The organism is Bacillus sp. OV166, from assembly GCF_900177675.1.
Lineage (GTDB): Bacteria > Bacillota > Bacilli > Bacillales > Cytobacillaceae > Neobacillus.
In genome coordinates this window covers 3,271,766-3,296,319 of the sequence record NZ_FXWM01000001.1, presented here as the reverse complement: position 1 = coordinate 3,296,319, position 24,554 = coordinate 3,271,766, and the positions used below count along the sequence as shown (strand labels likewise).

Sequence of the window (24,554 nt, the reverse complement as noted above, 5' to 3'; positions counted from 1 at the left end):
TTTACTCCCCTTCCTTGCGCCATGCTTCTATTATGTAAATCGGATTTAATGCATCAAATCTTGTCAGATTCAAAATGGGCTTACTTCTGGATATTTGCGCAAGAGTAATGTTCGTCTCATATCCCCGCTCTTTAAACGCCATCATCGCTTCGGAAAGATTTTCAATCGTGACGGCATTTAAGACAATGCGTCCACACGCTTTCAAGCGGCTGCAGCAAATATCCAAAATGTCTTCCATTCCGCCTGCCGTCCCGCCAATAAAAACCGCATCCGGATCTGGGAAGGTATCTAATCCCTCTGGTGCTTTCCCGTGAAGAAATGTTGCATCCACACGAAACTTAGCTAAATTTTGCTTACAGTTTTCCAAGTCGCCCTCGTTCTTTTCGATGGCAAACACTTGTCCTTCCCTGGCGATTTTCGCTGCCTCAATCGCAACAGAACCTGTGCATGTCCCAATATCCCAAACCGTACTGTCTTCCATTAACCTTAGGGCACTAATGCTTAGTGTGCGAATTTCCTTTTTGGTAATTAAGCCCTTATCCGGTTTGCGCTGAAAAAACTCCGCATCGTCAATGCCAATCGGCCAATGCGAGCTTTCCCCCTTTTTCTTGAGAATCACCACATTGAGCGGTGAAAACTCTTCATCCTTCATTTCATCAAGGGTAAACCAGCAGCATCGTTCCTTGTCACTGCCAAGGTTCTCTCCCACAAACGCCTCATATTCAGTCATGCCAAAGGAAAGCAAATACTGAGCGATTTTATTCGGGGAATTTTCCGTGTCGGTTAAGATTGCGACCGTTTTTTTTCCATCCACCCGCTGGGCCAGCCCTTTTATACTCCTGCCGTGAACGCTAGTGAAATACACATCCTGCCATCTTTCTTTCATTCTGGCAAAAGCAAGCTGGATCGAACTTAAATATGGATAAATATCCAAATCGATTTTAGAAGATAAGTAGCTTCCAATTCCATAGAACAACGGGTCTCCAGAAGCTAGAATCACTACGTTTCTCGTCTCCGACTGCAACCGTTCGACAAGTGAAGAAAGCCCGCCTTCAATCGCCATTTTTTCGCCGGCGAATTCAGGAAAAAAAGAAAGCTGTCTCTTTCCTCCTATTAATAGTTCACTTTCATTAATCCACTTTTCGTACATCGGGAGCAGGCTGACTTTCCCTTCGTCTCCGATGCCGATCATTTTAATTGATGCCATTCTTTCGCACCACCTTTCCTAACATTTCCCCCTTAATGGTATAAAGGGTCGTATCTATATCGATCCCGCCATCGACTTCCTTTAACGCAGCAAGGCAGCAATGGTCGCTTAGCATTTCGAAAAAGGAAAGATGGCCCTGTGCTGTCATCATATCGCCAACCTGTGATGCCGTATTGGCCGTTCGAATTTGCTCAACCAGAGCGGCATCAGCACCGGTACGGCTTGCCACCTCCGCTAAAAAGTCAAAATCTACCGGAGCACTTTTCGAGTGGACCATCATGATCCCCATTGCCACCTTTGAGAATTTTCCCATCATGCCGACCATCGACACTCTTTTTACCCCTTGCTTCTTGCATTGTTTAAGGGTGAACCCGACAAAGTCACCCATTTCGATAAAAGCTTCCTCAGACAGCTCGGGGAATTGCTTCATGGCATTCTTCTCGCTCCGCCCGCCTGTTGTAATGACAACGTGCTCGCAGCCACTGGCCCGGGCAACACTAATAGCCTGGATGATGCTGGCCTTATAGGCCGCTGTGGAAAAAGGAACGACAATCCCTCGGGTACCGAGGATAGAAATCCCGCCAATGATTCCTAAGCGTCCATTGAGTGTTTTTTTGGCGATTTCTTCACCGGCTGGTACGGAAATGACGATCTTAATCCCTCTCGTAATCCCGAATTCTTTTAATACCCCTTCGGCCGTCTCACGGATCATCCTGCGGGGAACGGGGTTAATCGCGGCTTCGCCAACAGGAACGGGCAATCCGTCCTTTGTGACCCGGCCAACCCCAATTCCCCCGTCAAGGACGATACCTGGTTCATCGAGCCATGACACGGTGGAAACGATTAAGGCCCTGTGGGTGGCATCCGGGTCATCCCCCGCGTCTTTAATCGTACTGGCGGTAGCCGTTTGTTCCGTCACCTCACAGCTTTCTATCTGAAAGGTTGCAAACCGCTTGACGGGCAAGTAAATGGTCGATTCTGTTTGCGGCTCACCGGTTATTAATGCCGTTAGCGCCGCTTTTGTTGTCGCCGTTGCACAGGCCCCTGTCGTATATCCTTCCCGCAGCTTTCCTTTTGGTACTTCCTGCATGGGTTATCCCCGTTCAGCCATAATGGAAATGGCGTTTAATGCAGCAACAGTCACGGTACTGCCGCCTTTCCTGCCAATATTGGTGATGAATGGGATATCGAGCTTGGCTAATTCTTCTTTTGACTCAGCGGCGGAAACAAACCCAACTGGTAGACCAATGACAAGACCTGGTTTCGCTTCTCCTTCTTTAATCAGGCGGATGAGTTCGAGTAAGGCGGTTGGGGCGTTCCCGATGGCAAAAATGCCGCCGTCCGCTTCTTTGATCGCTTTTCGCATCGAAATAATTGCCCGTGTGGTATTTAACCGTTTGGCTTCTTGTACCACATCCGGGTCAGAAATATAGACCTTGATTTCTCCGCCGAATTTTTGAATTCGCGCTTTATTAGCCCCGCTTTGAATCATTTGAACATCGGCAACTACCATTTTCCCGCTCCGAATCGCACGGATGCCGGACTGAATAGCATCAGGATGAAAGAGGACGCTTTTCCCGAGTTCAAAATCAGCGGATGCATGGATGATGCGCTGGACAATCGGATATTGCTCCTCGGTAAACGGGTGCTCCCCAATTTCTTCATTAATCATTTCAAAACTTCTTCCTTCGATCTGTTCCGGTTGGACGGTTAACGGTTTAAATTCGGTACGAAAATCCATTTCTCTCACTCCTGTATTTAAAATGATTGTTCTGTTGTGACGGTTGGTGTGGAACCAATCCTTTTATCTAATTCTGCGATGACATCAATAAAATTAGCATAGACGGTGACATAATTCAGTTTCGGGCGGCCAATAAGGATGACCTCAATCCCCAGTTCCTTGGCCGCTTCCACCTTTTCATCGACCGATCCGACTTTCCCGCTCTCTTTCGTCACCATTAAGGTCACGCCATATTGCTTATATAGGGCTTTGTCGAACTCTTTTGAAAATGGTCCCTGGATCGCAACAATATTTTTCTGCAGCAGCCCTAGCTGCTCACATTTTTCCATATTATCCACACGAGGAAGCATCCTGGCGATCAAGCGGATGTCCGGGTTTCCTAATAGTTTTTCTGTGAAAATTTGAAGCGTCTTGCTGCCAGTCGTCAGCATCACCACGCCTTTTTTGGCCAATGCAAGCTCCGCTGCTTCCTGGTAGCTTTCGACGACTATCATGTTGTCATATTGAAAAGTTTGTGACTCCCGTTCATACCGGATATAGGGGATTCCCGCCGTTTGGGCCGCCTTGATTGCGTTTTTCGAAGCTTCTTCCGCAAATGGATGACTGGCATCGACAACCGCTAGAATCCCTTTTGTTTCAATCAACCCCACCATGTCTTCATCCGTTAATCTTCCTACTTGAACAGGTATCCCTGACTCCCTTAATTCAACCGCTGCATTTTCTGTGACAACGGAGGCCAAGAGATCGAAGCCCTCCTTTTTTATTTCTAAAGCAAGGGCTCGTGCATCACTTGTACCGGCTAATACGAAAATCATCCTCTATCTCCTGCCTTTTGCTCTGCATGTTCGTGATCATGGTGATGGTCGTGGGCATGGTCATGATGGTGATGGTCATGGCCGTGATGATGATCGTGATCATGATCATGGTGGTGGTGATGATCGATATGTTCCATCACATTGAGACGGTATTGGCAGGTATCGCAGTTCATCTTCACCTCATCACGGAGGGCTTCTTCCACCCGATCGATTAAAATCGTCTGTAATTTTGGATGATAACCAAAATAGTCAGCCAACAGAAATTCAACCGCGGAATATTGATTTTGAATAGGAACCATCATTTCTTCTAACCGTTTAATCAGGATGCCGGTGAATAGAAAGTAAGGCAGGATTACCACTTTTTTTGCTCCAAGCTTAATACAGCGCTCAATCCCTTCGTTCACAAGGGGATTGGTCACCCCCATAAAAGCAGGTTCGACGATTTTATAGTTTGTTTTTTCCCATAGTAATCTAGCAATTTTATATAAATCGCTATTCGCATCGGGATCGCTTCCGCCCCGTCCTAACAAAAGGACAGCCGTATCGTCTTCGATGGATTCTAAATTCTCGCCAATTTCCATTAATCTCGTTTTTAGAATTTCAAATGTTTCCTCATGAACTCCAATTGGCCGGCCATAAGTAAATTGAACAAGTGGATATTTATTCTTCGCCTCATCAATAGCTGCTGGAATATGAATTTTGGAGTGTCCTGCCTGTAAGAGCATGATTGGAATCACGACAATATGGTCGGCCCCTTTCTCCACACACAGATCGATTCCTTGATTAATGGTTGGTCGTTCAAATTCTAAAAAGCACGTCTCCACCAGGAAAGAATCGTCCCAAGTCTTTCTCATCTCACGGATGAACTCGCGAACCTGCTGATTTCCCTCTTGATCTCTGCTCCCATGCCCCACAAATAAAATTGCTTTCAAAATATTTCCTCCCCTTTGTTTGTAAATGCCTAACCTGCCAATTGACCGCTAGACGTCTCCCCTTTACTCCCCGCAAACAGCCGCTTCGATTTTAAGGTTTGGTGTGATATCCTGGTACACAAAACCTTGAACCTCTTTGACCCGTTTAAAAAATTTATAGAAACGTTCATTTGGATAGGCCTTTTGTTTGTACTCTTGAACAATCCCCTCTATGACCCCGACAATTTGGTCCGGTGCGATTCCTTCCGCTACGATTTGGCCGGGATGTGCCGTTCTTCCGGCTACCTTTGCCCCTAGAAATAAATCAAACGCTCCTTTTCGGTAAACAATGCCAATATCCTCTTTTACGGCTCCATAACAGGCCATACCGCAGCCATTTACACCCAGTTTTAATTCCTTAGGAAGTTCCATTCCGCCAAGCTTTTCATGTAGTTCCTCTGCATATGGAATGGACTCCTTCTTTTCTCCGTCACAAAAATCACAGGCTTTTACGGTTAATACGTCGCCAACAGGAGCAATCAAAAAGTTAGCCGCCGTTAGTTTTTCAACAATCTCATCAGGCTTAGAGGTTAAAATTTGCAGCTTCATAAAATGGTCTTGTGTGTATTCCATGACACCTTCTTCTCCGACAAGTTGGGAAAGAATGACCATCTGATTCGCGGTAAATTTTTTATTGGCGACACCAGGGCTGACCGCTACCTCCAAAATAGATTGAAAGTCTTGCTTCACCAATAAACCTTGGGTTAGGCCATCGTTCTCCCCAAGGATCATTTGCAAAGCTTCCTCAGCCAGCTCTCTTGGCGACTCTTTCACTGAGGTTGGGGTGACTTGTTTCTTGTTCACCGGTGTTACATCTTCCGTTTGCTCCAGTGCCCATGGTTCGGCTTCCTTTTGCAAACGCTGATGCGGTTTCAACGGCTGTATTGCCTGGTTTAATGTATACTTCCGCTGATAACCGCGCGGAGTGATGATCAAGCCGTCGTAGAAAAATGTGGAGGAGTTTCCAATTAAAACGGTGGTTAACATACCAATTTCATGTTCGAGCATCTCTTTTAAATTGGTTAAGACGATCTTTTGACTATCACGGTAAGCACTCTTTACCAATCCTACAGGGGTTTCTGGCGAGCGATATTTTAGTAGAATTTTTTGAGCTTCCATGATCTGCCGTGTTCTTCTCCCGCTTTTTGGATTATATAAAGCAATCACAAAATCAGCTTGAGCGGCCGCTTCGATTCGTTTCTCGATTATCCTCCAAGGTGTCAAATGGTCACTTAAGCTGATCGTACAGGCATCATGCATGACTGGCGCGCCTAATAAAGCAGCACAGGAGTTGATGGCAGAAATGCCAGGGACCACCTCCACTTCTACCCCTGAGTCTTTTTTCCAGCCTTTTTCGATTAGCACTTCGTAAACCAGTCCTGCCATTCCATATACACCGGCATCACCGCTCGAAATGACGGCTACCGTGTATCCGAGCTCAGCTTGCTTCACAGCCTCCTGGGCACGGCTCACTTCTTCTGTCATTCCTGTGCTGATGATTTGCTTTCCAGTTATTAATCCCTTGATTAAATCAACGTAGGTTTTGTAGCCGATGATGATATCACTTTCTTCGATGGCTTCTTTTGCCCGTCCGGTGATATGTTTTTCATCACCAGGGCCAAAACCAATAACCAATAATTTGCCTTTCACACTATTACGCCACCTTCCAAAATTTCCAACTAGAATCCAGCTACTATCCGCTGTTAAATCTTTTCTTTAACCGCTTTTTGTACTCCTTCGATGCATTCCGACCCTTCTGGCTGTATGAATCCTGCTTCGGAATATTGATAGATCGCATGCTCCTGAAGGCAATGACCTTCCGCCAGATGACGCTTTACAATCGTAGTTCCTACTTCTGGGGTTACGTTTTTATACCAAGTCCCTGACGGATAGACGATGGCAACGGGTGCATCCTTACATCTCCCATTGCATCTCGTTCTTGTTGTATGTATCAGTGAATCTAAGTTTAAATTGGTGATTTCATTCCGAATTGCTTGTGTCGCTTCCTCCCCACCCTTTCTCATACAGCTGCTGCCGTTGCAAATGAAAACATGGTGTTTCGTCCCTTGTAAATTCCAAGTAGTCATGTCACACTCTCCTTTTCGTTTTTTACGTAAAAAAAGCACCCCTATGGACATAGGGGTGCAGAATATATACACACAAAAAAATAGCGGTGTATGTTCAGCACTTCTACCTATGTTCCCGTAGGTTGATTGAAGTTATTAGGTAAAGGCAGGTCTCCTGACTTAGGTTCATCATCCATTGCGTCTTCCCGAATTCCTTCAGTGACATCTGCAATAAACTCCCCATACAGTGGCGGGTACCGTGACGGATTTAAACCGTACTTCCCTATTAAGCACATATTCGTGCACCTATCCTAATCTATTCAATTGTTAAAAAGGCTTGTTCCTTCTAAAGCTAAACTATGAGAATTAAAAATGATTTAGAATCATCAAAACGAAAAAATCCGTTCAACATTAGTTGAACGGATAAAACGTCAGCACAAAAAAAGTTAATAAATAATCCTTTTTGTCCAAACGTTCCATCTTCTCAACCCCCGAAGAAATCGAAACATTAAAAGTTAAGACAGGTCTCCTGACTTGTGTTTCTTCCTACTTTAGACCCTTCCCGAATCGTCATTAAATAAACGGTCCAGTGGTTTGTCTATTTCGTCCACACTCACAGTTGCGGGGACAGTTCTGGTATTGCACCAGATTCCCTATTAAGCCCTAAGGCATCTTAACTAATTGTTAACAAATTCATATGTAATTTTAAGAGATAATAATTATACTAGTCTAACAAATAGAATATTTCAAGTGCTTTTTTAATCCCTTATTTTATAATCCATGTTGGTCACCTCCGAGGATCGATCTTGTCTGGCTTTTTTTAATAAGAATATTATTATACCTATTAAAAATGATGACACAATTTAAAAGTTCTAAAAAAACTAGGGAGACCAAGCCTTTTTTGTATGATTCAACAAAATGAACCAAATAATAAATGAAAGCAAATCAAGGTATTATTAATTTGAGGTGATAAAATGCCAATCCTCGAAGTTGATGAGAGTACCCTTTACTACACTGTTAAAGGTAAAGGAATTCCAATCATATTTATTCATCCGCCCGTTCTAACTTCAATAAATTTCATATACCAGTTAGAAGGACTATCTCGTTATTTTCAGGTTATCACCTTTGATATACGAGGACATGGAAGGAGTCCTTTTTCAAGAAAGCCTGTTACCTATCCACTAATCGTTGAGGATATAAAAAAACTAATGGACTATTTGGATATTAAGCAAGCCTTTTTATGTGGATATTCAGCAGGGGCATCCATCCTATTGGAATTTTTGTTATCAACATCAAAAGGGCGTGCTTTAGGTGGAATCATTATTAGTGGAATGTCTGAGGTAAGTGACTGGCGTCTAAAAAACAGAATACGCCTTGCTAAAAACCTTGCAAAGATTGGGGCATTGCCTGCTTTAGCTCGCTCAGTATCCAATAGCAATTCAAATACAAAAGAGTTGTTCGACAAAATGTTTCTAGAAGCTAAAAAAGGTGATGTTAGAAACATCTTGCAATACTATGATTACAGTTTGAACTATAACATTTCCGATCAACTAGAGAACATTACTATGCCAATTTCCCTCATTTATGGTGGAAAAGATAAAACATTTTATCGTTATGCACAACAACTACATACGAAACTACCTCAAAATGAAATGACCTTTGTTGAAGGCATTAAACATCAGGTCCCAACAAAGGCAGCAAGTAAATTGAATCATGTTATTTATCACTTTATCCAAAACCTTCCAGAAAAACAGGGGTGAATAAGCTTGGATGTTAAACTATTTCATTTAATAAATTTGCTTTCCGGACGTCATTTAATAATAGATAAATTAATGATACTTATTCCAAAAAGATGAAATTTGTTTTCTTTATTATTTTAGTGATTTTGCTTTTAAAAAAAAGGAATGTAACTATTGAAGCAGTAGTGTCTATCATGATTTCGTTATTCTTGCATTTTATAATTAAGTTATTTTATTTTAAGCCTCGCCCATTTATTGAAGGGAGAGTAGGTATACTTACCCCTTCAAAATTCGATTCGTCCTTTCCAAGTAAACATACTTTAATAACTTTCGCCGTTTCGACAATAGTCCTGTTTAGTCAACGCATCCTTGGATCTATTATGTTGGGGTTTTCTTTTTTAACGGGATTGTCACGAATTTGGCTAGGACATCATTATCCTTCTGACATTGCAGGAAGTGCTGTATTAGGCTCTTTTACAAGTGCGATTATTCATAAATTATTACAAAGGAAATGGCAATGAAAACGCTTAAGAAAATTGCATTGCCTATGAGGTATTATGATTTTTTATTGAAAAATGTTGACAAACAATCAGCTGGTTTAGTTCAATAAGAAAAGGTGATTGCCTTTTGTATTAGTAATCACCTCCTGTCTTTTCTATTCAATAAAGTCTATTTTTTTCCCCGACACCATTCAATCGCAATTTCTTTAAAACACTCATCTCGGAAAGGTCCAATTGTTACATCTCCCCACCAAAGGTGGCCACCGTCTGTCTGTCAGGACCAAACGCCTGACCATTCCATTTCAATACAGTTTGTACATATCCTAGACTGTCCGCATTGTACCTGCCAGCTATCCTTTGATACGCTTCGAGTTCATATCTATTATCCCTGTTAAAATCAATCGGGTATAAACCAGACAAGGGATTCACCCACCCATTAATAGGAGCCTTTAATATACCTTGGGGGTTATAGATTTCCGATAAATATTCCTTCCCCTTATAAGTAAGGTCAAGAATATACTTTTCTCTGAAATGATAACTGATTACCTTTGCTTTGTATTGATTTTCATATGTCACATCGTACTTATAGGAATCATTGAATGCATCCGAATCAAATATTTGCCTTATTTGACCGTTCATATAAGAAAAGATATACGCATAAATAGTGCCGGCGCTTCCTCCGGTATCAATGACCACTAAAATATCATCGCCTTTTTTGCCTGTAAAATTACCAAGAAACAAGGTTGGATTGTATCCTGAGTTATTTTTAAAATGAATGTGATCATAGTGATGTGTTCTCCCATTTTGGACAACCAAGGTGATATCTTTCCAAAATGGACTATCAGGAGTTTTATATGCCGTAAGATAAACATTATCCTTTATCCCGTCTCCGTCAATATCACCCCTCTTTACCGTTAAAACTGTTGGACTATTGGTATGAAGTTGTCTTGTATCAGCAGATTGCAGTTCGGCCCGTATTTCTAAAAGTTTGTGCTTCGAAGGATAAGGATTGGGAAAGGACAAAGCCATATCAATCGTTTGAAGTGCTTCATTTGTTAATCCGGCTCTTGCCTGCGTTTTAGCCAAACAGTACCAATAATAGGGATGATTCGTCTCACGTATTTTTGTGTAATAGTGATGCAGTACTTTATTAAAATCATTGGTGTCCATTTACAACCCACCTGTCTTATTATTCTCCATATAGATTTATGTTCAAATCCACAGGAGCATTCCAAGATCTGGTCTACATGGGTTATCGACTAGTAGGTTCCATTTTTTTCATATAAAAAAAGCAGCCTACCTGAGCTATTATCAGCCATAACCTGCTTTTTTCGTTATGTTCATCTAGAATCAGTTTTATCACCTAACAAGTCTATAGGAGAAATGTCTCCACCCAACCAGATTGCTTGAAATCCTAGCTCGATAAAAAGTTAAGGGGCTGCCCAAAAAGTTAAGTACCCGCCTTTTTGAACAGCCCCTTGTTCTATTTAATCAATTCTTTAAGTGATTAACACGGAAAACCGATTTGAACGTTAAAAATTACCTGCTTTTTTAATGATAGGATTTTCGCTCTTCGTCCTTAATTTTCTAATATCTAGACGAATGAGGAGTGAAACGGCTAGAGCTATGACAAATATCCCTGAAAAAATGACTAAAGTCCCGTGATAGCTTCCCGTGGTCTCCCTGACCCAGGATACAAAAATTGGACCCACTAAACCGGCTGCAGCCCATGCAGTCAATATGTAGCCATGAATGGCCCCAAGCTGCTTTGTTCCGAATAAATCGCCGATAAAGGCAGGTATAGAGGCAAATCCTCCTCCATAACAGGTCATGATCATATAAACAATGATAGAAAACAGTATTCCAACTGTAATATTTGGAAGCATAAAAAAGGCAACGATTTGAAAAGCAAAAAATAGTGTGTAAACATTGGGCCTTCCGATGTAATCGGAAATGGTAGCCCAAGCTATCCTTCCTGATCCGTTAAATAACCCCATGATTCCAACCATTGCCGCTGCTCCCGCAGCTGAGATCCCTGCTAACTCTTGAGCCATTGGAGAGGCAACAGAAAGAATCGCGATTCCACAGGTAATATTGATGAAAAGCATCACCCACAAGGCCCAAAACTGTCTTGTTCTGACTGCCTCATTGGCGGTCAACTGACGAAGGTCCTCTTTAATTTTTTTAGTACCGGACTTTTTGGCTGCTGCTTCTAGGCTCTTAGGAACCCATCCCTCTTTTGGCGGCGCAAGATACTGTGCAGAACAAAAGATGATAATGAAGTACGCAGAACCAAGAATATAGAAAGTGTTTGAAATGCCATATGTTTCGATTAAATGATTCATAATCGGACTGCTTATCAATGAAGCAAAACCAAATCCCATGATGGCCAGTCCAGTTGCGAGACCTCTCCTGTCAGGGAACCACTTTACCAGCGTGGAAACAGGTGTGATGTAACCAACTCCCAACCCTATTCCTGCAATCATACCGTAAAATAAATAGAGTAATAGCAATGATTCTAAATGGATGGCTAAACCTGCCCCAGCAATTCCAACTCCAAAAAACAGAGCGCTAAGTGTACCAGCCGCTCTCGGTCCAAACTTCTCGACAAAGTGCCCTAGAAAAGCTGCTGATAAACCTAAAAATAGGATCGCCAAGCTAAACGTAAACGAAATTTGCTTCAATCCCCACCCCATCTGTTCTTGCAGCGGTTTTGTAAAAACACTCCAGGCATAAACTGAACCAATTGAAATATGAATTCCAACGGCCGAAAGAGCGATCAGCCAACGATTTTTTGTTTGCATCCTTCCATCCCCTATTTCATGTTGTATTCCCTTGCTGTTAGTTGATTTCCAATAGTACTTAGTCGTGAGTAACGATCATTTTGCTAGCTGCTACTGCGGCTCGCTGCCTTGCTTCTTCGACTGATTCTCCGCTGCTTAACACTACTGCCATCCGTCGTCCCACTTTTGTTTCCGGTTTTCCAAAGACCCTTACCTGTGTATCTGGGATGGATAAGCTTTCAGAAATTCCAGCTATTTGGTAGGTCTTGCTTTCCTTCGTTGCTTTAATCGTATGACTTGCACCAGGTTTCAATAGCTGAACATATGGAATCGGGTAGCCTAAAATTGCTCTTACATGTAAGGCAAATTCGGATAGGTCCTGCGTTACCATTGTAACCATCCCCGTATCGTGAGGCCGTGGCGATACTTCACTAAAATAAACACCTTGTGGAGAAAGAAATAATTCAACTCCAAAAAGTCCGTACCCGCCAAGAGCATCAGTGATGTTTTTGGCGATATCCTGCGCTTTTGCGATTTGTTCCGTTGACATGTCATGCGGCTGCCAGGATTCAATATAGTCACCATCTTTTTGAACATGTCCTATTGGTGCACAGTAGGTTGTTCCTGAAATGGAACGGACTGTTAGTAGTGAATTTCCGATTCAAAATGGATAAATTCCTCGACAATCACCCGAGTTTTTTTGGCTCTTCCACCTAAAATAGCCTCGTTCCAAGACCATTCTACATCCTCGATCGAACGGCAAACAGTTTGCCCTTTTCCAGATGAACTCATGATTGGTTTAATCACGCATGGAATCCCGATTTCTTCTACGGCATCCCTTAATTCCTCTAATGTGTTCGCAAAAGCATATTTCGCTGTAGGGAGCCCCAGTTCCTCGCTTGCCAAGCGTCGGATTCCTTCCCTATCCATGGTCAAGTTCACAGCTTTAGCCGTCGGTACAATACGAAATCCTTCATTTTCAAGATCAATTAATGTTTCTGTTGCGATCGCTTCTATTTCAGGGACTACCATATCCGGCTTCTCTTGTTCTATCACTCTGCGAAGTTCTTCTCCATCCAGCATGTCCACCACATAGGAACGATGGGCCACTTGCATTGCCGGCGCGTTTTCATATCTGTCTACAGCTATGGTCTCAAGTCCTAAACGCTGAGCCTCGATGACCGTCTCTTTACCAAGCTCACCAGAACCTAGTAACAACACTTTTTTTGTCTGGGTACCAAACATCTTACACAACCCCTTATTGTTTGTCTTTTGCTTATATTAACCCATATTTACACTTCATTCAAGTGATAATTTCACACAAAACACGAACATTATTTAATATTTTTATGAGTTTCATTCGTCATTTTTCTTGAAAGCGTTACTATTTTTTAACAGATGTACTTGTATTATTTATATTTGTTTATTCTTCACTGCCTTGTGTGTTGTTTTTATGTACACCTGCTAACGAATCAGCGTACTCGTCGTCTTTCGCACATCATATTCTTTTCTTTGTTATTAAAGGCAAAAGGACAGGGTCTTATTCATACGAAAGAAAGCGATTCTCTGTATTTGGAGAACCGCTTTTTCTTATTTGGAAACGGATTTAACACCTAAATATTCTTCAAGTGTAATCCCGCTATTATTAATTGGTTTCGAAATATTACCAACGTAACGAAGATGCCACGGCTCATGTTTATAACCCGTAATGGATTCTTTTCCTTTTGGGTAACGAACAATAAACCCATAATTCGCACTGTTTTTACTCAACCAATTCGCTTCTTTTCTGTTTCCGAAACAGGACGAAACTGCACATATTCCGTCTGTTCCGCTTACATCGATCGCTAAACCTGTTTGATGCTCACTTGTGCCCGGAATCGCACTGTATGTTACCGCTTTTTCAAATCCATCACTCTTAACATAATTGTTAAACAATACTTTTTGTGTAGAATAAGAACGATACGCAGATACCCCACTTAAATAAATTCCATCTTTTTTTGCGGCAGCAAACATCTTTTCCAAACTTTTAGCCGCTTCCCATCTCATTTTACGTTTTTCAATTTTTTCTTTGAACAGAAAAGGTACTTCCGGAAATACTAAATTCTTCGGTACATAAGTAACAGGTAAATAATATTTTTTATTTACAACGGTTGCTATCGAAGATGGATAGGGAGTTAAGGCTACAGCGCTTATTCTTGTTTTCCGTTTTTTATTAAGGTTTTTATCGGTTGGATTCGATATGTTCATTTGATTTATTTTGGGCGTCTTAGATGAAGATGATTCATTTGATTTTTTGTTGCATCCAGTAAGACTAATTATTAAAAAGAACATTAAAAGGACAGTGATGTTTTTCTTAATCACGTATCATAACCTCCTTTAAGGTTACTTTTATAATGACTTATTATAAGCAGGTTTAATCTTGGAAATTATTGAAGAATCCGTGCTGTTAGTTCAAAAAGAAGAAGCTGCCTCGATGACAGCTCCGTTCTTCAACTATTGCACCCCAATAGTTGAAGTACAACACTACACAATCTTGTTAAGGAAAGCACTTTGTTCAATAATGCTACATCAAATGTTTCTCAAAACAGTCAACACCTTTACCTCTCCAAGTACTATTAGCATAATACTTAAAACCCAACGATTTCCAAAACTCTATCGCATTCAAATTTTTTTGTATTACACCAATACGAACAATATTGAATTTTTGTTGTTTTAATTTTTCCTCAAAAGAAACATAAGCCTTTTTCCCATATCCCAAAGAATGATAATCACCATGAATTAGGAGTAAACCTAACCATGGATAGTTGTCTTTAGGATTATTTTTTAGAAAATCAATTATTCCAATGTGCTTATTTTCATGTATTATTAGGAAACTATCAGTAATTTGGGTAAGAAATTCACTACTTACTTCTTTTATCGACCTTAAAGGATTTCCATTTTCTAAAATGTTATAGGTTGGATTTGAATTAACTATACTCAAGCACCCGTTAGTTGAACAAGAACGGCTAATAAAAATAAATCCTATTCGTAAAATAAATAATTGGGGTTCGCTGTAAAATTCACTTATTATTCAATCTGTTTTTATAAAAATCTACATACTATGAGTTTTGTCTAAGGCTTCACGCAATGCATTTGCCAATTTGAAAGGATCGTCATTTGCCCAAAAATGCATAAAGAACAGACGTGGATTCTCTGTTAACATGTGATTATGTAAAGCAGTTACTTCGATACCATGTTTACGTAATATTGTTGCAACTGGATTTACTTCTTCAGAAGTAAGTACAAAATCACCAGTTATGGCTGCTTTCCCATTTTCAGTAGGATGTATATGTATTGCTGTTGCCACTCCCATAGCAGGAGGAATTTCCATTCCGTTAGCCATTATTTTTTCTAACCGAGCAATACTTACATGATAAACACCATTTGAAACGGTACCTTTATGTTTAAAGATTTTATCTAATTTTTGATTATCAATTGAAAAGGAATACGAGTGACCTTTTTGATCCAGATTTATTTTGGTTTGTTTCAAACCTAAACGAATCGCTTTCGCTAATTGAACAGCATTACTATGTCCTTCAATATGCATATACATTATCCGAGGTGATTCATCTAATAAATGATTATGTATCGCAGTTACCATAATTCCTTGTTGAAGCAATTCAGTCATAACTGGTTTAATTTCTTTTTCCGTTAGAACTAAATCACCCATAACCATCGCTTGGTTTGCCACTTGTTTAAAAGCCACCCATCCCCCTAATGCCAATCCTGTACGTATTGGCATACCCTTGACGCTTACTTTCAAATCATTTCGTGGTAGGCTGATATAAAAAACTTCATCTTTCCTCAATTCACCTGTTTTTCCTATTTCTTTCTCTACAAGTTTCCATTGTGATGAAAGATCAGCCGTAGCTAAACGGTAGGGTGAATAGTTCTTTGCATAGATTAAGGTACTCGCTGTAAAATTACCAATTAAAACAACAACTAATAAACAGGTTATTATCTTATATTTTCGTATGTGCATAGAATAAGTCTCCTTTGGATGTATAATCGATTTTATCCTATTTAGAATCCCCTTTTTTTTGCTTTTTCTTGCACATAAAATTTTTAACAAACATCTCCCATCACTATAATTATCCAATTCCTTATTCCACTAACCTGACCGTTACTTGAAGAAGATAAAAAGCGATCTTCGTTTTCGAAGAATCGCACCCCGTTATTGAACATCAAAGGAAAAACCATCCCTGTACCCACACAGCACTAAATACATTAGCCACCAAGTAAATCACTTGCCTTAAGATTCAAAATAAAAACGGTCCTGACCAAAAATTCATTTTACATCTTAATGAATTTTTAATGTTTTATTAAGGGAACGAACAAGTTCGTTTTGTATACTTGAAATTGCCCAATTTGATTGCAGTACCATTCTTGAATTCACGACAGAAAACTATAAGGTTATTTGGGTTTAATTTATATAAAAAGATTTTTTGGGGGGGAAAGCAATGAAAAAATTAGTAGAGGCAACCATGCAAAGAGCCATTCTTATGATTGTGTGCGTTGTTATTATTTTGGCTTGGGGAGGTATTTCTGCTTTCCAAATGCAACGAGATTATTTGCCTGGAATAAACAATACCACTCTTTCAGTTAGTATGAGAGTGCCTGGGTACCAAGCAGCTCAGGTAAAACAGCAAGTGACCGATAATCTAGCAAGTGCCGTCAAAACAGTCGATGGTTTATCCAATGTGGAAACCACTTCTTATGATGGTGGATTATTTATGAGTTTGTATTTTCCGATGAATACAGACATGAAACTAGCGGAAGATCAAGTAAACAAAGCCTTGGCAAATGCAGACCTTCCGTCAACGATTACAAGCTCACCTTCTGTAACACGATTAACAACAAGTTCATTCCCAATTTTGACGTACAGTTTAACAAGCTCAAAATTGGATGAGCAAACACTACGTTCCACTGCAACACAAGAAATTGTTAAACAATTAAAATCTGTTCCTGGTGTAGCGGATGTATCCGCAATTGGGGGAGCAAAAGATGGATATGTATTAACTGTCCGCATGAAAGACCTAGTGAAAAACGGATTAACATTGGATGATGTGAATAAATCGTTTGCTTTGGCTGTTCCATCAATGCCACAGGGGACTATTGTAAACAACCAATTGTCAATACCAGTATCTTTTGATGGATTACAATTGACTCCACAGGACATGGAAAACGCAACGATTAAGAATAAGGAAGGAAAAGTAATTCCTATTTCAGCATTTGGTTCCATAACGCATTCCTTAAATGACGTTAAAACCGTCTCCAGAACAAAGGGAGCACCAAGTGTTACTTTAAATGTAATCAAAACACCATCGGCAAATATCACGGATGTTGCAGCTCAAGTAAAGAACCGTGTTTCACACCTTCACTTGGATACGGTAAATCCAAAAGATGTTTCGTTCCAAGTGTTACTTGACCGAGAAAAAGAATTAAACAGTTCTCTTTTCGGATTAGTTCGAGAAGGACTACTTGGATGTTTATTCTCAATGATCTGTGTGTTCTTCTTTTTCCGAAATGTTAGAAGTACATTATTAATTGCGATTTCGCTGCCAATTTCATTGTTTGCTACAACTGCTTTCTTAAAGTCAATGGGTATCACGTTAAATATTTTAACGGTTTCTGGTTTGATTGTAGCGATGGGGCGTATTGTCGATGATTCCATTGTTATCTTGGACAACATGTATCGAAAACGGGAAGAATCGAAAGATAAACCTCTGCTTTCCATTCTTGCATCATCTGTAATAGAAATGATTCCTGCGATATTAGGTTCTACCTTAACAACGATTGCAGTTTATATTCCAATCGCCTTTGTTGGCGGCGTCATCAGTGCATCTTACAGTGGATTTGCCTGGTCAGTCGTAATTGCATTAATCATTTCATTCTTTGTTGCGATGCTTGTCATCCCTGCACTTGCTTTTATGGGATGGAAAGGTGAAAACGGGGAAAAACAAACTGTTAAACTCGATTCAAAAATGAAACCAATCTTGCAATCTGCTTTTAAACATAAAAAAGCAATGATTATTGTTTCTATCTTAGTCTTCTTAGCTGCTGGTATCTATTCTGCTTTTCTTCCAGTAAGTTTATTACCTAGTGGAAAACTTGGGCAAATTGCCATTAAAGCAGAATTGCCAAAAGGAAGCACGTTAGTTCAAGTAGATTCTGAGGTCCAAAAAATCGAAAGAGCATTAAAAGAAAATCCAAAAGTCGATGCGTATTCATCCAATTTTGGTTCCACCATGACACCACAAAGTGATGACGTATTTGACCAAGGTGGAGGTTTTATAACCTATCCAAATGTCGCCAATTTATCTGTTGTTTTGAAAAACGACAAGGATGCAGACTCTGTTATTAAAGAGTTGCAAAAACAGCTTCCGACATTATCTAAAAAAATGATTTATACTGTCACAAGCCAGAACATTTCTGGTGATGACTCACAAATGCGTATCCTGTTTACTGGTTCAGACCAAGCAACTTTGGATCAAGTAGCTCAAGAAGCAAGAACGAACTTATCAAAAATTGCGAACCTAAGCGTCGATGGTAAAGTAGATTTAACGAATGGTTCACCAAAATACAAAGTTACATTTGACCAAAAAGCAATTCAAGATAAAGGGGTTAAAGTTGCTGACATTCTGACCGTTGTTAATCGTTACATGTCTTCATCTAAGGACGCTACGATTACAGTTGATCATAAATCCCTTCCTGTGGACCAATATTTAGATCAAATTGCAACAGGAGCAAACTCTACAATTACATTAAATGCCTCTGCGGATGATGTTTTAGCATCTCTTGCTGCTGAAACGTTTAATGGGAACAATGGTGAAATGGTCCGTTTTGACCAACTAGCAAAGATTACAAAAGACCAGTCTGCTTCAACGATTAGCGAACGAGATGGTCAATCATTCTCTCTTGTAACAGCACAGATTACATCGAATGATATTAGCAAAGTGTCAGGCGAAGCAGATAAGGCTCTAAGCAGCTTGAAACTTCCTAAAGATGTAACCTATTCATTGGGAGGAATCACTGAACAAGTAAAACAAATGATTTTCGATATGTCCGTTGCCGTAGCATTTTCTATCCTTTTAGTTTTACTCATTACTTCTACAATTTTCAAAGGGTGGAGAGCTCCATTATCAGTACTTTTAAGTATCCCACTTGCTTTAAGTGGTGTCGTGATAGCATTAATTCTATTCCACGGCGAATGGAATTTGGCTGCCTTAATCGGAATACTAATGCTTACAGGTATTGTTGTAACAAACGGTATTGTGTTAATTGATAAAATCGAAAGAAATCGAAAAGAGGGAATGCCTGTTAAAGAAGCTGTGTTGAATGGTAGTCTTTCAAGGATTAGACCAATCTTAATGACAGCAGCAACGACAGTCCTTACATTGTTACCACTTGCATTTTCACATAATGCGGATACGGTTATTTCTCAAACCCTCGGTATTGTGGTAATTGGAGGTATGGTAACATCAACAATTAACAGCTTTATCATCATCCCAATCATTTACGAGTGGTTGCATAAAAAAGCAGGAATTAAAAACATTAATACACCAAAAGAAAAAAGTAAGAGCTAATAAATATTGTAAGGTATTTCAATCATAGAACTAGTTTTTGATGTAATAAGGCACTTATTTAAATTAAGTGCCTTGTTTTTTTATTTGGGTTCGCTTCTTTAACAAATAAAACAAGGAATTAACTAAAAAATAAAGTGCAAAATCGATAATCGCTCTTCAACTCCCTCAGTTTGATACGAATATCTCTTGAATGCTCACTTATTCGCAGGATTTCATAACCCTTATAAATAGAATGACGGGTAATTGGAATGAATCCATATCATTTGGCTTCGTGAAGGCATAGTTAAATAAAGGAGTTAGCTATTACTCCATATATTACCATATAATGTACATCTCCACGCCGCCCCTGGAGGCTTTCCCTCCCATGTCTCAACGGGTCAATTGCCCTCTCATTCCTTCGTCATGCCTATCCAAGGGGTGGAGGCCAGTTATGCTAAACTGATGGGTCACAGTGCCCTTTTGTTGAAGAAACCTGGTACTCCGTACATATTTGAAATACTACGAATAAGACAACATTCAAAATTAAAGTTAACTATTTTAATTGTTACATTTTATAAACTAATGTTTTATTTCTAAGCAGCTAAAGGGATTAATTCCTGTATTTTATTTGGACAGTAAGACTCGTTTCGTCGTGCTATTCCTACAAAAATCCTTGCTAGTTTACCGATCAGTTTCATTATTGATTTCATTTTCTTTATCTTCTTAACCTTCACATTATGGGCATGGAGAGCTTTAAACTCAGGGTTATTCATCACAAGGCTCATCGTTGCTAAGTAGAGGAAACGTCGTAGTCTTGACCTTCCACGCTTCGAAATAACAATCTGACCTTTCCACTTGCCAGAACTTGCTTCAGCTAAATGTAATCCTGCATGACGTAAAAGAGAGTTTCCGTGTGAGAATCCACTTAGATTACCTGATTCACCTAGGATCCCAGCTAATGAAATTTCACTTATTCCTTTAATCATAAGTAGTTTTTTTGCAAATGGAATATTGTTGAGAACTTCTGTAACTAGTTGTTCAACTCTTTCGAGTTGTTTTACAGCGAGGTCATATTCTTCTAATAATTGTTCTAGATGGAATTTATAAGCATCAAGTGCTTGTCCCGTTCCAATCGAAGATTTTGCTAGATTGATCAGTAATTGAGCCTTTTTAGGTCCTGGTTGTCTTTTCATTAATGACTTCCATCCCCTCTGGACATCTATTGACTCCATTGAAGATATTTCAGCTGGAGTTGGAAACAAACGAAGGGTTGCGATTGCACCTTTGCACGAAACATCGTTAAACACTTGTCGCAACTCTGGAAAGACAACATCCACCCATCGATTTATTTGATTAATAGTCATTACTAGACGTTTTACAATCACATCACGATTAGACATTAGAACTCTAAGTTTCTCAAATGATTATGAAGATGGGCGAATAAAGGAATAGTAGCCGTTTTTGACCATATCTGCGATAACTAGTGCATCTTTTTTATCACTCTTAGATTGGGTATTATCTCGATTCTCTTTATTCCTTTTTACTAAGTGGGGATTGACTGTTACTACCTCGATCTTTTGGTTATATAACCATTTTGATAGGTTAATCCAGTAATGGCCTGTAGGTTCCATACCTACAATTATTGAATCTAAGTTTTTTAGTTTTTGTAAGTTTTGAATCCAACTTAATAGTTTTACGAACCCCTCTTCATTATTTTCAAATGAAGAGGATCTCCAACTACAATTCCACGGAAGTTAACAGCTCGAGCAACGTGTAATTGTTGGGCTATATCCACACCAACAATAAGATGTGTATCGGAAATTCTTTCTATTAGTTGATTTTGTTTGTCTTGCATTTTAAAATTCATAGTAGGGCTTCCTCCTTAGGACTCTGAGTTAGATTGGACTCTATACTCGTATCTTACTGAGGGGCTCTATTTTTTTCAAACCTGATATTTAACGATCTACAGGAATGCTAAACTGCTTCGTTAGCTTAAGTACAATCCTTCACAATCTCATCGATAAATACCCAAATTTTTTTTAAACTGATCCTCCACAATCTGGCCCAATTCATAAAGAAAGACGCAATTCTTACAGAATAGCGCCAGATTCTTGAATATCATTTTTGTTATAATGAATATAAAAACGGATTCAGTGCGCAAACTGAGTTAAAAAATGAAATAAATTCTGATAGTACAAAAAACCGGCAGGCGCCGGCTTTTTTGCATCATAACGATATCAGCTCTTTTGAGCATTCATTGCTTCCCATTCTTCTTTGCTAGGACCATATACGCCAGGAACTTTCAAGTCAGCTTGTCTCATAAGGACAGTCAATTGTCCGCGATGATGAGCCTGATGTTGAATTAGCAGACGGAAAACAGCTTGAACTGGCATGTCCATTCCAAATAAATTCACCATTTTGTTCATTTTTTCATCTGAAACCTGTTCAGAAAATGCTTGTGTTAACCGCTGACTTACTGTTTTGTAGGTCTCGCTGATTTCAGCAGCTGATTTCGGTGCCTCTTTTTGAAGATCAGGAATCTCAAATTTTAATCCAACCTGTGAAGGAAAGTAGTAAGATGCTCCAGTAATGTGCCAAGCCAGGCTTCCAATGCTGTATAATCTTGGAGAAACTTCCTGATTCAACGATTCATCCGTCAGCACATCCAGCACTTTTTGGGTAACAGCTGCTTCTTGTTTCCATTCGTTTAAGAAATCATTTACTGATGTAAACATTCCATTCCCTCCTTAAATTAGCAAATCCTTCATTTATTAAACAAGCCTTTCAAATTCATTGTATCATGTTCAGCTATCCATCCGCTTCTCTCAAAGGCATATTAATCGAAGGATATTTTGCTATTCTTGTAAAACCCTATTCAACAATCTGGTCCTTAACATAAAGAAAGAGCACAATTCTTGCAACAGAAATGCGCCCGATAATGGAAGAACGAAAATATTATTAAAGGCTATCGAGTCCATTAACCTTATTGACTAGAGTATTAGCTAAATTAGCACCTTATTATAATCAGCGCACTACTTCTGTTCCTGCTATCCAGTCATAAACATTTTTCCTTTTTTTATTTGTGAGAGGAATTATTAGATATAAAAATATTACAAGATTAACAGCATATAGAATCACATAAACTGTAAACTCAGAAAAGTCTGTTGGAAGCATTAATCTCCATATACCGAAGTGAGCAACCTCCCAAGGAAAAAACTTGATAGCTGTTCGAAAAGCTGAGCGACCGATTCCAATGCGCTGACCGACACCGTCAACAACACGGATACCCATTTTTCTCTTCCCCAATGTTCCCTGCCATTTAGAACATTCACATAAAATAAAATAAAGCGTAACTGGCAACGTCATCATAAAAAAACCTGTTAGTTCAGCTTTTACTGGGGAACTTGTAAATAAGGGGTTTAAAAATGATCGAAATACAAAAGAAATGCCACCTATAAAAATACCATATATAACGATTACTAGATAATCTAATAAGGAAGCGTAAATACGGATTTTAAATGGCGCATAAGACATAGCATGACCAGCTCCTCTATTTCCGTCGCATGATCTCCCAAAAAACAACTCCTCACCAAATATATTTATTTCGGAATGATACCTAACAATCTTCTACCTATTAACCATATTGCCAGACTAGTTCCCCATAAGATCAAAGCAGAGCCAAAGCCCACTACAGACATAAATGCATTTATTTGATATTCCCCCAGCGTAACCTTCTCAGGTACAAACAGTAATGTAATAATAGCAAGTAAACAAAGGAGTGTACCCGTAAAATAATAGATTCTTACTCGGAAAAGATGGGCCAATGGAAGAAAATGAACACCGACAATAATAGCGATTATGAGAGGTATAAGTTCAGAATGACGAGTAGCGTTACATACAGCAATCATGATGAATATAGCCAAACCCTCGGCCGCGAAAATAATGTTAAACCAAAACATCGTACGATTCCCACGCCTAAAATCTGTTTTTGAAACCTGATTCGTTAATTCCCGTGATGCACGTATTAATGAAACACCGCAGATGAACAGAACTATACATATGGTAATAGCAGCAATTAACAACAATGGAACTCCCCAGCCGTTTAATCCCATAATCCCTGTATACGCCCACAGAGTTCCAAAAAACGCCATGAAAAATATGCCAACTGCCGATCCACGAACTGCGGCTCTAGGAATAGTACTTGATGCATGTGTCACAAATAAAAATCTCCTTTCACCTATGTATTTGTTCATTACAACCACTTGTTTGTTTACATTTGCTTTAGGCGGTTCATTGGCGAAAAAGCCATCTATACCTTTATATATTTACATTTATATTTATATTTATATTTATATTCAGGCCGGCAAATTAATGAACTATTCTGCTCGCCCCTTATCTCAAATACCTTATTAAACTATATGGACCAATACACGAAAAAGACGCGTTATTAAATAAACGCGCCCGATTGTTGAATATTGGAAAATGTGAAAAAGCTACAAAAATGGCACTTCAGTTATTTTACTAAAGCACCCGTTAGCTTAAGTACATTTCTTCACAAACTTTTTTAAAAATTAAGAACTGAAAAAACAGCTATTGTCCAATTAAGTTATAACGCCAATTATTGCACCTCATAAAGTTTCCTGGAGGATATTCAAATTCGCATTCAGAAATAAACTGAAAGTTAAGCTTCCGACAAATTGCATTAGAAGCAGGATTATCAATCGATGGGAATGCGTGAATGTATGTATATTTGTTCTCATTAGATGCCTCTTCTATCGCTAACTTTACTGCTTTTGTAGCTATTCCTTTCCCTTGATACGAGGGTAGAATGCTCCATCCAGTTTCATATACACTTTCATTATTCCAAGTAGTTTGCCAATAACCCACAGAACCTACTGCTTCTAATTCTGGTAACAATATAATGCTAAACATACATCCTCTATTACCAAGCTCAAGATATCGTTTATGTCGTTTCAAAATCTGCTCTTTACTCTCTGGACCTCCAAGATGCTGCATCATTTCTGGAGCGTTTATACGAAAAAGTAAATCAAGGTCATTATCCTCCCAAGGCTTTATCTGAATGATATACTCCAAATTTTCTTCATCCCCTCATTTTTTATTATTTACT

19 protein-coding genes, 2 pseudogenes and 2 riboswitches are annotated in these 24,554 nt (G+C 39.4%); of the genes and pseudogenes, 3 read left to right on the top strand and 18 right to left on the bottom strand.

The window, feature by feature from the left end; translation table 11 throughout:
* Position 1 precedes the first annotated feature (1 nt).
* The 7 genes from cbiE to CCK98_RS16080 all read right to left on the bottom strand — a co-directional run bounded on the left by cbiE (position 2) and on the right by CCK98_RS16080 (position 6,821).
* Positions 2 to 1,207: a precorrin-6y C5,15-methyltransferase (decarboxylating) subunit CbiE gene (gene cbiE, locus CCK98_RS16110; RefSeq protein WP_088087494.1), complete on the bottom strand. Its 1,206-nt coding sequence runs from the start codon at positions 1,205 to 1,207 to the stop codon at positions 2 to 4.
* A complete protein-coding gene (locus CCK98_RS16105; RefSeq protein ID WP_088087493.1) occupies positions 1,194 to 2,297 on the bottom strand; it encodes a cobalt-precorrin-5B (C(1))-methyltransferase in 1,104 nt (367 codons plus the stop codon). The genes cbiE and CCK98_RS16105 overlap by 14 nt, the downstream gene beginning before the upstream one ends.
* A gap of 3 nt (positions 2,298 to 2,300) precedes the next feature.
* Positions 2,301 to 2,948, bottom strand: coding sequence for a precorrin-8X methylmutase (locus tag CCK98_RS16100; protein WP_088087492.1), 648 nt, complete (start codon positions 2,946 to 2,948; stop codon positions 2,301 to 2,303).
* A gap of 17 nt (positions 2,949 to 2,965) precedes the next feature.
* Entirely contained in the window at positions 2,966 to 3,763 is a 798-nt protein-coding gene (gene cobK, locus CCK98_RS16095) for a precorrin-6A reductase (protein ID WP_088087491.1), read from the bottom strand.
* Entirely contained in the window at positions 3,760 to 4,695 is a 936-nt protein-coding gene (locus CCK98_RS16090) for a sirohydrochlorin chelatase (RefSeq protein WP_088087490.1), read from the bottom strand. The genes cobK and CCK98_RS16090 overlap by 4 nt, the downstream gene beginning before the upstream one ends.
* A 63-nt stretch (positions 4,696 to 4,758) precedes the next feature.
* Positions 4,759 to 6,384 carry a precorrin-3B C(17)-methyltransferase gene (gene cobJ / locus CCK98_RS16085; RefSeq protein WP_088087489.1) on the bottom strand — a complete coding sequence of 542 codons (1,626 nt, stop codon included), beginning with the start codon at positions 6,382 to 6,384 and terminating at the stop codon, positions 4,759 to 4,761.
* 53 nt (positions 6,385 to 6,437) lie between these two features.
* Positions 6,438 to 6,821: a ferredoxin gene (locus tag CCK98_RS16080; protein ID WP_088087488.1), complete on the bottom strand. Its 384-nt coding sequence runs from the start codon at positions 6,819 to 6,821 to the stop codon at positions 6,438 to 6,440.
* A gap of 126 nt (positions 6,822 to 6,947) precedes the next feature.
* Positions 6,948 to 7,125, bottom strand: a riboswitch (cobalamin riboswitch).
* A gap of 176 nt (positions 7,126 to 7,301) precedes the next feature.
* Positions 7,302 to 7,491: riboswitch (cobalamin riboswitch) on the bottom strand.
* Positions 7,492 to 7,774: 283 nt separating this feature from the next.
* On the opposite strand from CCK98_RS16080, the gene CCK98_RS16075 reads away from it, so the two are divergent.
* Positions 7,775 to 8,560, top strand: coding sequence for an alpha/beta fold hydrolase (locus CCK98_RS16075; RefSeq protein WP_088087487.1), 786 nt, complete (start codon positions 7,775 to 7,777; stop codon positions 8,558 to 8,560).
* Positions 8,561 to 8,652: 92 nt separating this feature from the next.
* A complete protein-coding gene (locus CCK98_RS16070) occupies positions 8,653 to 9,060 on the top strand; it encodes a phosphatase PAP2 family protein (protein WP_256942369.1) in 408 nt (135 codons plus the stop codon).
* Positions 9,061 to 9,276: 216 nt separating this feature from the next.
* Here the strand turns inward: CCK98_RS16070 and CCK98_RS16065 are convergent, their stop codons facing one another.
* From CCK98_RS16065 to CCK98_RS16040, 6 genes and pseudogenes are all read right to left on the bottom strand, one after another.
* Complete coding sequence (locus CCK98_RS16065; protein ID WP_256942368.1) at positions 9,277 to 10,209, bottom strand: VCBS repeat-containing protein; 933 nt, start codon at positions 10,207 to 10,209, stop codon at positions 9,277 to 9,279.
* Between the two features lie 362 nt (positions 10,210 to 10,571).
* Positions 10,572 to 11,843, bottom strand: a complete 1,272-nt coding sequence (locus CCK98_RS16060; protein ID WP_088087486.1) for an OFA family MFS transporter — start codon at positions 11,841 to 11,843, stop codon at positions 10,572 to 10,574.
* A 58-nt stretch (positions 11,844 to 11,901) separates the two neighbouring features.
* Positions 11,902 to 13,067 (bottom strand): annotated as a pseudogene (gene purT / locus CCK98_RS16055) (phosphoribosylglycinamide formyltransferase 2).
* A 345-nt stretch (positions 13,068 to 13,412) separates the two neighbouring features.
* The gene (locus CCK98_RS16050) at positions 13,413 to 14,183 is read right to left on the bottom strand and encodes a D-alanyl-D-alanine carboxypeptidase family protein (protein WP_256942367.1); all 771 of its coding nucleotides are present in this window, start codon (positions 14,181 to 14,183) and stop codon (positions 13,413 to 13,415) included.
* A 202-nt stretch (positions 14,184 to 14,385) separates the two neighbouring features.
* Positions 14,386 to 14,802: a GNAT family N-acetyltransferase gene (locus tag CCK98_RS16045; protein WP_179195824.1), complete on the bottom strand. Its 417-nt coding sequence runs from the start codon at positions 14,800 to 14,802 to the stop codon at positions 14,386 to 14,388.
* Between the two features lie 111 nt (positions 14,803 to 14,913).
* Positions 14,914 to 15,843 (bottom strand): DUF1259 domain-containing protein, encoded by a 930-nt coding sequence (locus CCK98_RS16040; protein ID WP_088087484.1) that lies wholly within the window; start codon positions 15,841 to 15,843, stop codon positions 14,914 to 14,916.
* Positions 15,844 to 16,321: 478 nt separating this feature from the next.
* Here CCK98_RS16040 and CCK98_RS16035 point away from each other — a divergent pair, with 478 nt between their 5' ends.
* Complete coding sequence (locus CCK98_RS16035; RefSeq protein WP_088087483.1) at positions 16,322 to 19,447, top strand: efflux RND transporter permease subunit; 3,126 nt, start codon at positions 16,322 to 16,324, stop codon at positions 19,445 to 19,447.
* Positions 19,448 to 20,019: 572 nt separating this feature from the next.
* Here CCK98_RS16035 and CCK98_RS16025 read toward each other — a convergent pair.
* The 5 genes and pseudogenes from CCK98_RS16025 to CCK98_RS16005 form a co-directional block, all read right to left on the bottom strand.
* A pseudogene (locus CCK98_RS16025) lies at positions 20,020 to 21,293 on the bottom strand (IS110 family transposase).
* Between the two features lie 370 nt (positions 21,294 to 21,663).
* Positions 21,664 to 22,161 (bottom strand): DinB family protein, encoded by a 498-nt coding sequence (locus CCK98_RS16020; protein ID WP_088087481.1) that lies wholly within the window; start codon positions 22,159 to 22,161, stop codon positions 21,664 to 21,666.
* 289 nt (positions 22,162 to 22,450) lie between these two features.
* Positions 22,451 to 22,960: an RDD family protein gene (locus tag CCK98_RS16015; RefSeq protein WP_088087480.1), complete on the bottom strand. Its 510-nt coding sequence runs from the start codon at positions 22,958 to 22,960 to the stop codon at positions 22,451 to 22,453.
* A gap of 65 nt (positions 22,961 to 23,025) precedes the next feature.
* Positions 23,026 to 23,643 carry a hypothetical protein gene (locus tag CCK98_RS16010; protein WP_256942366.1) on the bottom strand — a complete coding sequence of 206 codons (618 nt, stop codon included), beginning with the start codon at positions 23,641 to 23,643 and terminating at the stop codon, positions 23,026 to 23,028.
* Between the two features lie 373 nt (positions 23,644 to 24,016).
* On the bottom strand, positions 24,017 to 24,520 hold the full coding sequence (locus CCK98_RS16005) for a GNAT family N-acetyltransferase (protein WP_088087441.1): 504 nt from the start codon (positions 24,518 to 24,520) through the stop codon (positions 24,017 to 24,019).
* Between the last annotated feature and the right edge of the window lie 34 nt (positions 24,521 to 24,554).

What these genes read in the sequence shown, in the direction of transcription:
- CCK98_RS16040 (WP_088087484.1), bottom strand. Translation starts at nt 15,843, where the DNA reads ATGCACATACGAAAATATAAGATAATAACCTGTTTATTAGTTGTTGTT.
- CCK98_RS16080 (WP_088087488.1), bottom strand. Translation starts at nt 6,821, where the DNA reads ATGACTACTTGGAATTTACAAGGGACGAAACACCATGTTTTCATTTGC.
- CCK98_RS16020 (WP_088087481.1), bottom strand. Translation starts at nt 22,161, where the DNA reads ATGTTTACATCAGTAAATGATTTCTTAAACGAATGGAAACAAGAAGCA.
- cbiE (WP_088087494.1), bottom strand. Translation starts at nt 1,207, where the DNA reads ATGGCATCAATTAAAATGATCGGCATCGGAGACGAAGGGAAAGTCAGC.
- CCK98_RS16035 (WP_088087483.1), top strand. Translation starts at nt 16,322, where the DNA reads ATGAAAAAATTAGTAGAGGCAACCATGCAAAGAGCCATTCTTATGATT.
- CCK98_RS16070 (WP_256942369.1), top strand. Translation starts at nt 8,653, where the DNA reads ATGAAATTTGTTTTCTTTATTATTTTAGTGATTTTGCTTTTAAAAAAA.
- CCK98_RS16015 (WP_088087480.1), bottom strand. Translation starts at nt 22,960, where the DNA reads ATGTCTTATGCGCCATTTAAAATCCGTATTTACGCTTCCTTATTAGAT.
- CCK98_RS16065 (WP_256942368.1), bottom strand. Translation starts at nt 10,209, where the DNA reads ATGGACACCAATGATTTTAATAAAGTACTGCATCACTATTACACAAAA.
- CCK98_RS16075 (WP_088087487.1), top strand. Translation starts at nt 7,775, where the DNA reads ATGCCAATCCTCGAAGTTGATGAGAGTACCCTTTACTACACTGTTAAA.
- CCK98_RS16100 (WP_088087492.1), bottom strand. Translation starts at nt 2,948, where the DNA reads ATGGATTTTCGTACCGAATTTAAACCGTTAACCGTCCAACCGGAACAG.
- CCK98_RS16105 (WP_088087493.1), bottom strand. Translation starts at nt 2,297, where the DNA reads ATGCAGGAAGTACCAAAAGGAAAGCTGCGGGAAGGATATACGACAGGG.
- cobK (WP_088087491.1), bottom strand. Translation starts at nt 3,763, where the DNA reads ATGATTTTCGTATTAGCCGGTACAAGTGATGCACGAGCCCTTGCTTTA.
- CCK98_RS16060 (WP_088087486.1), bottom strand. Translation starts at nt 11,843, where the DNA reads ATGCAAACAAAAAATCGTTGGCTGATCGCTCTTTCGGCCGTTGGAATT.